This is a genomic window from Ornithinimicrobium pulveris, from assembly GCF_050261105.1.
Taxonomy (GTDB): Bacteria; Actinomycetota; Actinomycetes; order Actinomycetales; family Dermatophilaceae; genus Ornithinicoccus.
This window is the reverse complement of sequence record NZ_CP189837.1, coordinates 1781902-1794761: the sequence shown is the minus strand read 5'-3', so window position 1 is coordinate 1794761 and position 12860 is coordinate 1781902. Positions and strand designations below refer to the sequence as shown.

Here is a 12860-nt window from a genome sequence, read left to right as displayed (position 1 = left end):
GGGACATCGAAGTCCCATCCCCGGTTGGAGGACCGCATGACCAGAATCTCCGTGAAGGTCGACGGCGTGACGTACGAGGACGAGGTGGAGCCGCGCACGCTCCTGGTCCATTACCTGCGAGAACAGCTGGGCAAGACGGGCACCGTGGTCGGTTGCGACACCAGCAACTGCGGCGCCTGCACCGTCCACCTGGACGGGCGCAGCGTGAAGTCCTGCAACGTGCTGGCTGTCCAGGTCGACGGTCACGAGGTGACCACCATCGAAGGCCTGGCCGAGGGGGAAGAACTCACCCCCGTCCAGGAAGCCTTCCGGGACTGTCACGCTCTGCAGTGCGGCTTCTGCACTCCCGGCATGATCATGCAGGCCACCGACCTGCTCGCCGAGAACCCCGACCCGACGGAGGACGAGGTCCGCGTCGGGATGGAGGGCAACCTGTGCCGGTGCACCGGCTACCACAACATCGTCAAGGCCGTCCTGCAGGCCGCGGGCAGCAGCAGCTCCGGAGGTGAGCAGTCATGACCGCGGTGGATGACCGTCCCCAGACCGAGGTCGGCCGGGACCGGCGCCGCAAGGAGGACCAGCGGCTGATCACCGGCCGGACCCGGTGGACCGACAACGTCCAGCTCCCCGGCATGCTGCACATCGCGATGGTCCGCAGCCCCTACGCCCACGCCAGCATCACCGGCATCGACACGTCGGCGGCGAAGGATTCGCCCGGCGTGATCGCCGTCCTCACCGGCGCCGACGTCCAGGACTCCCAGGGCAGCCTGCCCTGCGCCTGGCCCATCACCGAGGACCAGAAGGCACCCCCGCACCCCGCCATGGCCGTGGACAGGGTGGCCTTCTCCGGCGAGATCGTCGCGATGGTCATCGCCCGCAGCGCCGCCGCCGCCCGCGACGCGGCAGAGCTGGTCGACGTGGACTATGACGAGCTGCCCGCAGCGCTGGAGCTCAAGGCAGCCGCCGCCGACGAGGTGCTGGCCCATCCCGACCTCGGCACCAACCAGAGCGCGACCTGGATCTTCGACTCGGCCGAGGCCGGCACCGGCGAGAGCGCGGACGCGGCCATCGAGCAGGCCCGCAGCGGTGATGGAATCGTCATCGAGCGCGAGTACCGCCAGCAGCGCCTCATCCCCTCCTTCATGGAGCCCCGCTCCACGGTGGTCGACCCGACCGGCGAGCAGTTCGTCATGTGGTCCGCGACCCAGGTGCCGCACATCCTGCGCCTGATGCTCGCCCTCACCCTCGGGGTCCCCGAGCACAAGGTCCGCGTCATCGCCCCCGACGTCGGTGGTGGTTTCGGCGGCAAGTTGCAGGTCACCCCGGAGGAGGTGCTCACCTTCCTGGCCGCACGGCATACCGGGAAACCGTGCAAGTGGACCGAGACGCGCAGTGAGTCGCTCCTCGCCGCCCACCACGGCCGCGACCAGTGGCAGAAGCTCACGCTGGCCGCCACCAAGGAGGGCAAGGTCACCGGGCTGAAGGTCGAACTGCTCGCCGACATGGGCGCCTACCTCGGCCTGGTCACCCCAGGAGTCCCGATCCTCGGCGCGTTCATGTTCAACGCGATCTACAAGTTCCCCGCCTACCACTTCGCCTGCACCAACGTCTTCACCAACAAGACGTGGACAGACGCCTACCGTGGCGCCGGGCGGCCCGAGGCGACCTATGCGATCGAGCGGTTGATGGACGAGCTCGCCGTCGAGCTCGGCCGCGACCCGCTGGAGGTGCGAGAGCAGAACTGGATCACTCACGAGGAGTTCCCGTTCACCACGGTCTGCGGTCTGGAGTACGACTCGGGCAACTACGAGGCCGCCACCGAGCGCGCCAAGGAACTGTTCGGGTATGACGAGTTACGGGCCGAGCAGGCCCGGCGCCGGGAGAGCGGCGACCGGGTGCAGTTGGGCCTGGGCATCTCGACCTTCACCGAGATGTGCGGCCTGGCACCCTCCCGTGTCCTGGGATCGCTGAACTATGGCGCCGGCGGCTGGGAGAGCGCCTCGGTGCGCATGCTGCCGAGCGGCAAGGTCGAGGTGATCACCGGTTCCTCGGCGCACGGCCAGGGCCACGAGACGGCGTGGAGCCAGATCGTCGCCGACCAGCTCGGCGTGCCGTTCGAGGATGTCGAGGTGTTGCACGGCGACACCCAGATCAGCCACAAGGGCCTGGACACCTACGGCTCCCGCTCGCTGGTCGTCGGTGGCCAGGCGGTCATCAACGCCGCGCAGAAGGTGATCGAGAAGGCCAAGCCGCTGGCCGCCCACGTGCTCGAGGCCAATGTCGATGACATCGAGTTCAGCGAGGGCAAATACACCGTGCGCGGTGCCGGCGATGACCAGGAGGGCATCGGGCTGACCGCCCTGGCGCTGTCGGTCTTCGCCGCCCACGACCTGCCGGACGGCATGGAGCCCAGCCTGGACGCGGACGCCACTTTCGACCCGGTCAACTTCTCCTTCCCGCACGGCACCCACCTGTGCGCGATGGAGATCGACACCGAGACCGGCGCCTCGACGATGCGCTCCTACGTCTGCGTCGACGACATCGGCAATGTGGTCAACCCGCTCATCGTGGACGGCCAGGTGCATGGTGGCCTCGTCCAGGGCATCGCCCAGGCGCTCTGGGAGGAGGCCGTGTATGACGACCAGGGCACCTTGGTCTCGGGCTCGTTCGTGGACTACACCCTGCCGACCTCGGCGGACACGATCAGCTTCGTCACCGACCGGACGGTCTCGCCGGCGACGTCGAACGATCTCGGGGCCAAGGGAGTCGGTGAGGCAGGCTGCATCGCCTCCACACCGGCCGTGGTCAACGCGGTGGTCGACGCACTGCGCCCGATGGGCGTCAACGACATCCTGATGCCGTGCACCCCAGAGCGGGTGTGGCGCGCCATCCAGGACAGCCAGCAGGGCGGGGCGACCCCCACCGAGGAGTCGGCAGAGCCGCACTTCGCTCCGGACGCCCCCAACCAGGACACTCCCCAGCCGGAGAACAGCACCGAAGGGAACCAGGCATGATCCCCGCCCAGTTCGACTACGCCGCCCCCAGCACCGTCGAGGAGGCCCTCGGGCTGCTCGCCGAGCACGGCGACGACGCCAAGGTGCTGGCCGGTGGCCAGTCGCTGCTCCCGGTGCTGCGGATGCGCCTCAACGCACCCGGCATCGTCGTCGACATCTCCCGGATCGAGGAGATCCAGGGGATCACCGAGGACGGTGACGCGATCCGCATCGGTGCAGGTGCGACATACCAGGACGTGCTCGAGTCCGACCTGGTCAAGGACCACCTGACCCTCCTGCACCAGGCCGTCTCGGAGATCGCGGACCCGCAGATCCGGCACCGCGGCACGCTCTGCGGAGCGCTCGCACACGCCGACCCGGCCGGTGACGTCGGTGCCCCGGTGCTGGCGCTCGACGGCGAGATGGTGATCCAGGGACAGGACGGTGAGCGCACCGTCCCGGCCACGGACTTCTTCGTCGATCTCTTCGAGACCGCGGTCGGTGAGGGTGAGCTGCTGACTGCGGTCGTGATCCCCAAGCACACCGGCTGGGGCAACCACTACGAGAAGTTCGTGCGGGTGTCCCACCAGTGGGCGATCCTGGGCGTCGCGGCTGCCGTCCGGATGGACGGCAACACCATCGCCGAGGCCCGGATCGGGTTGACCAATATGGGCTCCGTGCCGCTGCGCGCGAGCGCGGTCGAGGAAGCCCTCGTCGGGTTGGAAGCCACCGAAGAAGCACTGACCCAGGTGTGCTCCACGGTGGGCGAGGAGACCGACCCACCTTCCGACCTCAACGGACAGGCCGACTACCGACGGCACGTGGCCGGGGTGCTCACCCGGCGCGCGGTCATCGCGGCGGCGGGAGGCTGATCGGATGGCGATGCAGCTGAACCACTCCTTCGTCGTGCCCGCCTCGCCGGAGCGCACCTGGGCGTTGCTGATGGACCTGGAGACGGTCGGCGGGTGCTTCCCGGGTGCCACGGTGACGGAGGCCGACGAGGAGACCTTCAAGGGCAACGTGAAGGTCAAGCTCGGGCCGATCGCGGTGACCTATCAGGGTGATGGCCGCTTCGTGGAGCGCGACGACGAGGCGCACCGGGCCGTCATCGAAGGCACGGGAAAGGGCCTGCGCGGGCTCGGGAACGCCGGGGCTACCGCCACGATGCAGCTCACGCCCGAGGGAGAGGGCTCGCGAGTCGATGTGACGACCGAGCTCAACATCACGGGCAAGCCGGCGCAGTTCGGCCGGGGCGTCATGCAGACGGTCTCGGACAAGCTGCTCGGCCAGTTCGTGCAGTGCGTGGAGTCCAAACTGGGCGAGGGCTCTGGTGAGTGAGCCGCTCGGGGGCGGTGCGGGCTCGGGCTGGCACCGCTCCCGCGAGCGGTGCACCGCCTGCGGCAGCGAGAGGATGCTCGACGAAGGCTTCCTCGCCGACACAGGTGAGGGCTCCCGGGGCTACGTGCGCTGGGTGAACTCCCCTCGCGACACCGGGATCTTCGGCGGCTTCTCCTCGGTGGGTGCCGAGCGCTTCCTCGTCCGGGCGTTCCGGTGCCGCGAGTGCAACCACCTGGAGCTGTATGCCGAGCAACCCGGGTGACCTGGATGTCCAGCCCTCAGGTGACGGGGTGCCAGCGGCGACGATCACCCGCTTCGCGCACCGGTGCGACGTCGACAGACGTGCTTGGGAGCCGACCCACCCGCGCCCCGGCGACGGTGGCCCCGTTCTGTCGAGGCGGTGCTGATGTCGCCTGGCGGGATGCCAGTGCTGGGCGGTGGAGAGGGCGGGAGTTGGGAACGCCTGCGCAGCCGGTGCCTGGCGTGCGGTGCCGAGGAACTCCTGGATGACGGAGCGGTGCGGGTCCGCTCGCGCGTGGGAGAAGAGGTCGTCTGGGTCGGCGCCACGACGACCGCGGACTTCCACTTCGGCTTTGCGGGTGAGCGGGAGGAACTGCCCCTGCATACTCGTCGGTGCCGCGAGTGCCGGTTTGTGCAGTTCTACGCCGAGGCGGACGACTGAGTCACTCGGCCGTTTCGGATTGGCACCGGACGTGCGCTGCGTCACTGAGAACTGCCACCGGACGCGCGCCATGTCGCTGTGGACCGCCACCGGACGCGCGCCAGGTCGCTGAGAACTACCACCGGACGCGTGAGCCGCACGCCGCCCCAGCAGACCTGCGGGGGCGGTCGGTGAGTCACGACATACGGTGGACCCATGAGCAGTGACGTCGACCTGACCGCGCCCGGCCCCGTCGAGGAGGAGGCGGTCCGGATCTGCAAGGAGCTGATCCGGATCGACACCAGCAACTATGGCGACGGGAGTGGCCCGGGGGAGCGGGCGGCTGCCGAGTACGTCGTCGACCTGCTGCGGGAGGTGGGTCTGGACCCACAGCTGACTGCGCCCGCCGACCACCCGGACCGTGCCAGCGTCGTGGTGCGCACGCCGGGCCGCAACCGGTCCCGGCCCGGGCTGGTGCTGCACGGTCACCTTGACGTGGTGCCGGCCGAGGCCAAGGACTGGTCGGTCGATCCCTTCGAGGCGGTCGAGAAGGACGGCATGATCTGGGGACGCGGCGCCGTCGACATGAAGGACATGGTCGCGATGCTGCTGGCCAACCTGCGCCAGCTCGCTCGCTCGGGAGAGGCGCCGCCGCGGGATATTGTCTGGGCCTTCTTCGCCGACGAGGAAGCGGGCGGGCTGCACGGCGCCGGGCACGTGGTGGCCGAGCACCCGGAGTGGTTCGAGGGCTGCACCGAGGCGATCTCGGAGGTCGGTGGCTTCTCGGTGACGCTGCCGGACGCGGCGACCGGCGCGCCCACGCGTGCCTACCTGCTGCAGACGGCGGAGAAGGGGATTGCCTGGCTGCGCCTGCACGCCCACGGCCGGGCTGGCCACGGCTCGGTGCCGAACCCGGAGAACGCCATCGTCCGGTTGGCCGAGGCGATCGCCCGGATCAACGCGCACGAATGGCCACGGACCTACATCGCCTCGGTGCGCGAGCTCTTCGACGGTGTCTCCCAGATAGTTGGGGAGTCGTGGAGCGAGGAGACCGTCGAGGACGTCCTGGGCAGGCTGGGCGGCGCGCGCCGGTTCGTGGAAGGCACGCTGCAGGACACCTCCAACTTCTCGATGCTCAACTCGGGCTACAAGATGAACGTCATCCCTCAGTCCGCCTCCGCCTCCTTGGACTGCCGCTTCCTGCCCGGGCACGAGGAGGAGTTGCTCGCCACCATCCGCGAGCTGGCTGGGGAGCACGTCGAGGTCGAGATCGAGCACAAGGACGTCGCCCTCGAGGCCCCCAGCAGCGGTGAACTCGTCGACTCGATGAAGAAGGCGCTGCTCAAGGAGGACCCCGGCGCGCACGTCCTGCCCTACTGCCTGTCAGGCGGCACCGATAACAAGCATCTCTCCCGGTTGGACATCACCGGCTACGGGTTCGCACCCCTTCGGCTGCCGGAGGAGTTGGACTTCGTCGGGATGTTTCACGGCGTTGATGAGCGGGTGCCGGTCGACGCGATCCACTTCGGCACGCGGGTGCTGGGCCGGTTGATCGACGACTGCTAGGCGGTCCGCCGCACCCTGATGATCTTGCGGCGCAGGACCACCTTGCGCACCCCACCCCAGAACAGGCGGACCCGGACCAACTCCCAGTGGCCGTACTCCGCGTGCTCCGTCAGGGCCTGACGCACAGCGGTGCGGCTGGTGTCGCGCTGGAAGGTGAGCTCCCGAAACTCGTACTCGACCATGGCCCCCCAGCATAAGCAGCGCTCAGCCTCCCAGGCTGAAACCGGCAGCCTTCGGCGCAGATTCACGCTACGGTCAGGACATGACCGCTGACCCGCGCGCCGCCCTGACTTTGCTCGTCGCTGCCCTCGAACGGCATCTGGAGACCTCGGCAGCACGGCACGGTGAGGACGACCCAGCGGTCGTCCAGGCCTACGAGGCCGTGGCCGAGGCGTTCACGGCCTATGACGATGCGTTGATGGAGGCCTACGGCGAGGTCACACCGCTGGAGGTCTTTGATGAGGACCTCGTGGACGAGGACGGCCTCGATGACGACGACCTCGATGATGAAGACGACCTCGACGACGAAGATGACGACGACTACGACGACGACCTCGATGACGATGACGACTCCGAAGACGACGAGGTCGAGCTCGACGACGAGAAGGACGACCCCGACGGAGAGTCCTATCTCGGTCTGGACGACGAGGACATCGACGTCGACGACCGCCCCCGGGACTGACCGGTGCGGCTGGGACTGAGCTGCGGATTCTTCGGGCAGGGCCGGGACGAGGAGAACCTCGAACTCGTCCGCCGCGCCGACGCGCTCGGCGTCGACATCGTCTGGGCCGCCGAGGCCTATGGCCCGGACGTCGTGAGCGTGCTCGCCTGGATCGGTGCGACCACCGAGCGGATCGGGTTGGGCGCCGGGGTCATGCAGATCCCTGCCCGCACCCCGGCTGCGACGGCGATGGCCGCCTCGAGTCTCGACAGCCTCTCCGGTGGGCGCTTCCGCCTGGGCCTGGGCGTCAGCGGGCCTCAGGTGTCCGAAGGATGGCACGGTGTCCGCTTCGCCAAGCCGTTGGGCCGCACCCGCGAGTATGTCGACATCGTCCGGACTGCCTTGTCGCACCAGCCGGTCGCGCACGAGGGTGAGCACTTCACGCTGCCCCTGCCCGACGGCCCCGGCAAGGCGCTGCGCCTGACCCACACCCACCGGCGGCGCATCCCCATCTACCTTGCCGCCGTCGGGCCCAAGAACATGGAGCTCGCGGGCGAGATCGCTGATGGCTGGCTGGGCGTCTTCGTCGCCCCCGACCACTTCGCCGAGCAGAAGGAGCAGCTCGACGCCGGCCTGGCCAGGCGTGCGGACCTCCCCGAGTGGTTCGACACCAACGCCACCGTGGCGATGGCCGTGGGGGAGGACCTGGAGGCCTGCGCCCGCACGGTCAGCCCGTATCCCGCCCTCTACGTCGGCGGCATGGGCAGCCGGAAGCAGAACTTCTACAACCAGCTCGCTGGCCGGATGGGCTATGAGCGGGAGGCCGCGAAGGTCCAAGAGCTCTATCTGGACAAAAAGTGGGCCGAGGCTGCCGCCGCGCTGCCGCCTCAGTTCATCGATGACACCTCGCTGCTGGGCGACGTCGACCGGGTCACCGAGCGGATGCGCCGTTACGCCGACGCCGGGATCAGCACCTTGACCGTCGCGCCGTGGGGCAAGGATGGCTCAGCCCGGATGGAGGCGCTGGAGACGGCGGTCGAGGCGCACCGTCGGCTCTTCCCCGAGGGCTCTTCGGCTACCAGCTGATGGCGATCTGCATCCTGCTCCGGCACGGGCGGACCGAGGCGAATGCCACCGGTCTGCTGGCCGGGTGGACCTCCGGGATCGGCCTGGACGAGACCGGCCGGAACCAAGCTGCCCGGGTGGCAGAACGACTGCGCGACACCGGAATCGTCCGGGTGGTCACCAGCCCGCTCCAGCGCTGCCGAGAGACGAGCGCGGAGGTGCTGCACGCCATACCGGGACTCGTGGCAGAGGTGGAGGACCGCCTGGGTGAGGCGCGCTACGGGGCCTGGACCGGACGCCCGCTGCGCGAGCTCGCCGAGGAGCCGCTGTGGCGGCAGGTTCAGGACGAACCGTCCTCGGTCACCTTCCCCGAGCATGCAGACTTCGAGCACGAATCCATGTCCGGTATGGCGTCGCGCGCCGTGGCCGCGATCCGCGACTGGGACGCTCGGGTCGAGTCGGAGCACGGCCCGGGCGCGATCTGGGTGGCCGTCAGTCACGGCGACGTGATCAAGGCGATCCTTGCCAATGCCGTGGCCACGCCGCTGGACGACTTCCAACGGATCGTCGTCGACCCCGCCTCGGTGAGCATCGTTCATCACACCCCGCAGCGGCCATTCCTGTTGCGCAGCAACGACACCGGGAGCGACCCCATCGATCTGTCGGGGCTGGTGCAGCGGATCGCCACCACTCCCTTGGGCGACGCGGACGTCGGCGGGGGAGCCGGGTCTGTGGGAGCGCGGTCGTAGGGTAGGCGCATGTCCGAGCTCGTCTACGACCCGCCGGAGCGCTGCGTGGCTGGCAGCGTGGGTCCTCCCGGTCAGCGCACCTTCTTCCTCCAGGCCACGGACGGCGCCCGCCGCAGCACGATCTCGTTGGAGAAGGAACAGGTGCGACTGCTCGGGCTCTCGCTCGTCGAGCTGATCGATGAGGTGGCGCCGCGAGCTGGCTCCGAAGAAGCAGCGGCCAGCTATCTGGACAACGCGCCGCTGGACGCGCCCTTCGAGGACGACTTCCGGGTGCAACGGCTCTCGGTGGCGTGGGAGGCGTCCCGGGAGCGCGTCGTGATCGAGGCCTACGACCGACCCGACGTCGAGGACATCCTGGACCTGGATCCGGCCGAGGACTACCCCTGGACCGGCCAGCCGGCACGCACGGTGTCGATCGTGTTGGAGCCAGCCCGGGCGCGGGCCTTCGCCCAGCGATGCACGGCCTCGCTCGAGGGTGGCCGCCCCAACTGCCCGTTCTGCGGTCAGCCGCTGGACCCCGGCGGGCACATCTGCCCACGGGCCAACGGCTACAAGCGCTGAGTCGGCGATCGGGGTCGGGGTGAGCGGACCATCGGGCGAGCCCGTGGTGCAGGTTGCTCGCGGCGGTAGGGACGAGGACCACCCCGCGGAGGCTGAGGCACCGACTGCAGGAGAGGCGCTGGAGGTGTTGCGGTCCAGCATCCTGGAGCCCGTGGGACGGCTGCGCGAGGCCTCCAACGTCACGTTGCTGGCTGATCTGCACGAGGCTGACGGCAGGCCAACCGGCCAGCGAGCGGTCTATAAGCCGATCCGCGGCGAACGCCCCCTGGCCGACTTCCCGACCGGCACGTTAGGTGCCCGGGAGGTTGCGGCATACATCATCAGTGAGGGGGGTGGCTGGGGGCTGGTGCCGCCCACCGTGCTGCGCGACGGACCGCTCGGCCCGGGGTCGGCGCAGTTGTGGATGGAGCTGGATGCGGAGAGTGCCGATCTGGTGGACGTGGTGCAGCCGGAGGAGGCTGCGGAGGCCAGGTGGCGAGCGGTCGTAGACGTGGTCGATGACGAAGGACGGCCGCTCGTGGTGGTGCATGCGGATGATCCGCGGCTTCGCTCGCTCGCGGTGCTGGACGCCGTGATCGACAACGCTGATCGCAAGGCCGCGCACCTGGGGCTGGCGGGGGAGCGGCTGTGGGGCTTCGACCACGGGCTGAGTTTCAACGTCGAACCGAAACTGCGGACGGTGCTGTGGGGTTGGTCGGGCGAGGAGCTCGGTGCGCAGGAGGTCGGCCGGCTCGAGCGGGTGCGGGAGCTGGTGAACGCTGATGGTGAGCTGACGGAACTGCTGTCGGGGGCGGAGTTGGACGTGCTCGGCGAACGGGTTGAGGACTTGCTGCGGGAAGGGCGACTGCCGATACCCCCCGAGGACCGCTACCCCTTGCCCTGGCCGCTGTGGTGATCAAGCTCTGCGGGGCGTGAACCGGAGATCACTGACCGCCGTGGTCGGAACCCCGGATACGCCGCATTAGGCTGCTGCCGTGAAGTCCTGGTCCTCCCCGCCCGTGCCCACGCTGTCCGGAACGGGCGGCCCGTTGCGGGTCCACGACACCGCCAGCGGACAGGTGCAGGAGATCGCGCCGCAGGAGCGCGCGGGCCTCTATGTCTGTGGCATCACCCCGTATGACGCGACCCACCTCGGCCACGCCGCCACCTATCTGACCTTCGACCTGGTCCAGCGGGTCTGGCTGGACGCCGGTCTGGACGTCACCTATGTGCAGAACGTGACCGATGTGGACGAGCCGCTGCTTGAGCGCGCTGCCCGGGACGGGGTGCACTGGGAGGACCTGGCGGCCGGGGAGATCGACCTCTTCCGCGAAGACATGGAGGCGCTGCGGATCCTCGCGCCCGCGCACTACGTGGGGGCGGTGGAGGGAATCCCTGACGACGTTCGCGCGATCGAACAGCTCGTGGCGAGCGATGCGGCATACCGGATTCGGGTGCCGCGCGAGGACGGTGCGGTCGAGGAGGAGGCCCACGACGTCTACCTGGACCTGGCGGGACAACCCAGCTTCGGCAGCGTGTCCGGGTGGACGCGCGAGCAGATGATGGAGGTCTTTGCCGAGCGCGGTGGTGACCCCGACCGTGAGGGCAAGCGGGACCGGCTCGACCCGCTGCTGTGGCGCGCGGCTCGCGAGGGCGAGCCGTCCTGGCAGGGTGGCAGCCTGGGCGCCGGCCGACCCGGTTGGCACATCGAGTGCTCGACGATCGCGCTGACCTACCTCGGGGCACCGTTCGACGTGCAGGGTGGAGGAACCGACCTGATCTTCCCCCACCACGAGATGAGCGCCGTGCAGGCGAGCGCGCTCACCGGGCGCGAGCCGTTCGCGCGGGCCTATGTGCACCAGGCGATGGTGGGGCTGGACGGCGAGAAGATGAGCAAGTCCAAGGGCAATCTGGTCCTGGTCTCGCGGCTGCGACGGGATGGGGTGGAGCCGATGATCGTGCGCCTGGCGCTGCTCGATCACCACTACCGGACCGAGTGGGAATGGACGGACGACGACCTGACGAGCGCCACTGAGCGCTGGGGCCGGTGGCGCGCCGTCGCCGAGCGGGTCGACAGTGAGCGCGCGCCGAGCGAGGCGGAGTTGCGCACGGTGGCCGAGGTGCGTGCGCGTCTTGCCGACGACCTGGATGCGCCCGGTGCGCTCGAGTCCGTGGACCGGTGGGCAGAGCAGGGTGCGGGTGGGGGCACGTCAGGGTCGGCGGTCTCAAGGGCGGTGCCGGACGCGGTGGACGCGCTGCTCGGAGTGCAGCTCCTGAGGTGAGGATCGGACGTTCGGTGGGGTGAGGACAGCGCCGGTGACGCGTTCGGTCGGGTGATCTCACGTCATACGGGACGTTCGGTGGACCGGCCCGGCACACCTCGTCAGCCGCGGGGGGAGCCATCCTCGCCGCGCTTGCGCAGGTAGCGCTCGAACTCCTTGGCGATCGCATCTCCCGTGGCCTCGGGAAGGTCGGCTGTGTCCTGGGCGTCCTCGAGGCTGGCGACGTATTCAGCCACCTCGTCGTCGGACGCCGCGAGCTCGTCGACGCCTCGCTCCCAGGCCCGGGACGCCTCGACCACATCGGTGTCGTCGATGACGCAACCCAGCAGCTCCTCGAGCGCGCCGATGAGCGCGAGCGTGGCCTTCGGCGACGGAGGTCCACCGGCGTAGTGAGGCACGGCCGCCCAGGCGGACAGGCTCGGCAGGTCGCGACGGTGGGCGAGCTCGCCCAGCACCCCGACGATCCCCGTCGGTCCCTCATAGGTCGAGCGCTCGGCGATGCCCTGCTCGCGCAGCTCGGTGTCCTCGCTGGTCATGCTGACCGGGATCGGGCGGGTGTGGGGCACGTCGGCCAGCAGTCCGCCGAGGGTGATGAGCATCGTGGCACCCCGCTCGATCACGAAGTCGAGCAGCTCACCGGCGAAGGTGCGCCAGCGGATCGACGGCTCGATCCCCTGGATGAGGACGACGTCGCGCCCCAGCGGAGAGTTGCGGGCGACGAAGACGCGGGTGGTCGGCCAGCGCAGCACCCGCTCGCCCCCGTTGTTGAGGACCTGCGGGCGGTTGACCTGCATGTCGTAGTAGTCCTCGGGGTCGATCGAGGCGACCAGCTCGGCGTCCCAGACGCGGCGCAGATGCTCGACCACGGCCGAGGCACACTCGCCGGCGTCGTTCCAGCCCTCGAAGGCCGCGAGCACCACCGGGTCACGAAGCTCGGGGATGTCGGCGAAGTGCATCATGTCGGCCTCCTCGGGAGCGGTGCACGACCGCGGGACGCGGGCGTCG

15 protein-coding genes are annotated in these 12860 nt (G+C 69.5%); 13 read left to right on the top strand and 2 right to left on the bottom strand.

Annotated elements, in window-relative coordinates; genetic code table 11:
- Positions 1-36 precede the first annotated feature (36 nt).
- From ACQBAT_RS08355 to ACQBAT_RS08325, 7 genes are all read left to right on the top strand, one after another.
- The gene (locus ACQBAT_RS08355; RefSeq protein WP_420748471.1) at positions 37-519 is read left to right on the top strand and encodes a (2Fe-2S)-binding protein; all 483 of its coding nucleotides are present in this window, start codon (positions 37-39) and stop codon (positions 517-519) included.
- Complete coding sequence (locus tag ACQBAT_RS08350; RefSeq protein WP_420748472.1) at positions 516-3014, top strand: xanthine dehydrogenase family protein molybdopterin-binding subunit; 2499 nt, start codon at positions 516-518, stop codon at positions 3012-3014. The genes ACQBAT_RS08355 and ACQBAT_RS08350 overlap by 4 nt, the downstream gene beginning before the upstream one ends.
- A complete protein-coding gene (locus ACQBAT_RS08345; RefSeq protein ID WP_420748473.1) occupies positions 3011-3865 on the top strand; it encodes an FAD binding domain-containing protein in 855 nt (284 codons plus the stop codon). Before ACQBAT_RS08350 ends, ACQBAT_RS08345 begins: the two co-directional genes overlap by 4 nt.
- A gap of 4 nt (positions 3866-3869) precedes the next feature.
- Positions 3870-4331 (top strand): SRPBCC family protein, encoded by a 462-nt coding sequence (locus ACQBAT_RS08340; protein ID WP_420748474.1) that lies wholly within the window; start codon positions 3870-3872, stop codon positions 4329-4331.
- Positions 4324-4593 (top strand): hypothetical protein, encoded by a 270-nt coding sequence (locus ACQBAT_RS08335; RefSeq protein ID WP_420748475.1) that lies wholly within the window; start codon positions 4324-4326, stop codon positions 4591-4593. Before ACQBAT_RS08340 ends, ACQBAT_RS08335 begins: the two co-directional genes overlap by 8 nt.
- A gap of 159 nt (positions 4594-4752) precedes the next feature.
- Complete coding sequence (locus ACQBAT_RS08330; protein ID WP_420748476.1) at positions 4753-5013, top strand: hypothetical protein; 261 nt, start codon at positions 4753-4755, stop codon at positions 5011-5013.
- Between the two features lie 195 nt (positions 5014-5208).
- The gene (locus ACQBAT_RS08325) at positions 5209-6558 is read left to right on the top strand and encodes a M20/M25/M40 family metallo-hydrolase (protein ID WP_420748477.1); all 1350 of its coding nucleotides are present in this window, start codon (positions 5209-5211) and stop codon (positions 6556-6558) included.
- On the opposite strand, the gene ACQBAT_RS08320 is transcribed toward ACQBAT_RS08325, so the two are convergent.
- Positions 6555-6740 carry a DUF5703 family protein gene (locus ACQBAT_RS08320; protein WP_420748478.1) on the bottom strand — a complete coding sequence of 62 codons (186 nt, stop codon included), beginning with the start codon at positions 6738-6740 and terminating at the stop codon, positions 6555-6557. The two genes, ACQBAT_RS08325 and ACQBAT_RS08320, sit on opposite strands and share 4 nt — an antisense overlap.
- 80 nt (positions 6741-6820) lie before the next feature.
- On the opposite strand from ACQBAT_RS08320, the gene ACQBAT_RS08315 reads away from it, so the two are divergent.
- The 6 genes from ACQBAT_RS08315 (at position 6821) to mshC (ending at position 11855) form a co-directional block, all read left to right on the top strand.
- Positions 6821-7240 carry a hypothetical protein gene (locus tag ACQBAT_RS08315; RefSeq protein ID WP_420748479.1) on the top strand — a complete coding sequence of 140 codons (420 nt, stop codon included), beginning with the start codon at positions 6821-6823 and terminating at the stop codon, positions 7238-7240.
- A gap of 3 nt (positions 7241-7243) precedes the next feature.
- Positions 7244-8305, top strand: a complete 1062-nt coding sequence (locus tag ACQBAT_RS08310; protein ID WP_420748480.1) for an LLM class F420-dependent oxidoreductase — start codon at positions 7244-7246, stop codon at positions 8303-8305.
- A complete protein-coding gene (locus ACQBAT_RS08305; RefSeq protein ID WP_420748481.1) occupies positions 8305-9033 on the top strand; it encodes an MSMEG_4193 family putative phosphomutase in 729 nt (242 codons plus the stop codon). The genes ACQBAT_RS08310 and ACQBAT_RS08305 overlap by 1 nt, the downstream gene beginning before the upstream one ends.
- Before the next feature lie 9 nt (positions 9034-9042).
- Positions 9043-9594, top strand: coding sequence for a DUF3090 family protein (locus tag ACQBAT_RS08300; protein ID WP_420748482.1), 552 nt, complete (start codon positions 9043-9045; stop codon positions 9592-9594).
- A gap of 19 nt (positions 9595-9613) precedes the next feature.
- Complete coding sequence (locus ACQBAT_RS08295) at positions 9614-10489, top strand: SCO1664 family protein (protein WP_420748483.1); 876 nt, start codon at positions 9614-9616, stop codon at positions 10487-10489.
- Between the two features lie 79 nt (positions 10490-10568).
- Entirely contained in the window at positions 10569-11855 is a 1287-nt protein-coding gene (mshC, locus tag ACQBAT_RS08290) for a cysteine--1-D-myo-inosityl 2-amino-2-deoxy-alpha-D-glucopyranoside ligase (protein ID WP_420748484.1), read from the top strand.
- Positions 11856-11956: 101 nt separating this feature from the next.
- On the opposite strand, the gene ACQBAT_RS08285 is transcribed toward mshC, so the two are convergent.
- On the bottom strand, positions 11957-12814 hold the full coding sequence (locus ACQBAT_RS08285; RefSeq protein ID WP_420748485.1) for a PAC2 family protein: 858 nt from the start codon (positions 12812-12814) through the stop codon (positions 11957-11959).
- Positions 12815-12860: the final 46 nt, after the last annotated feature.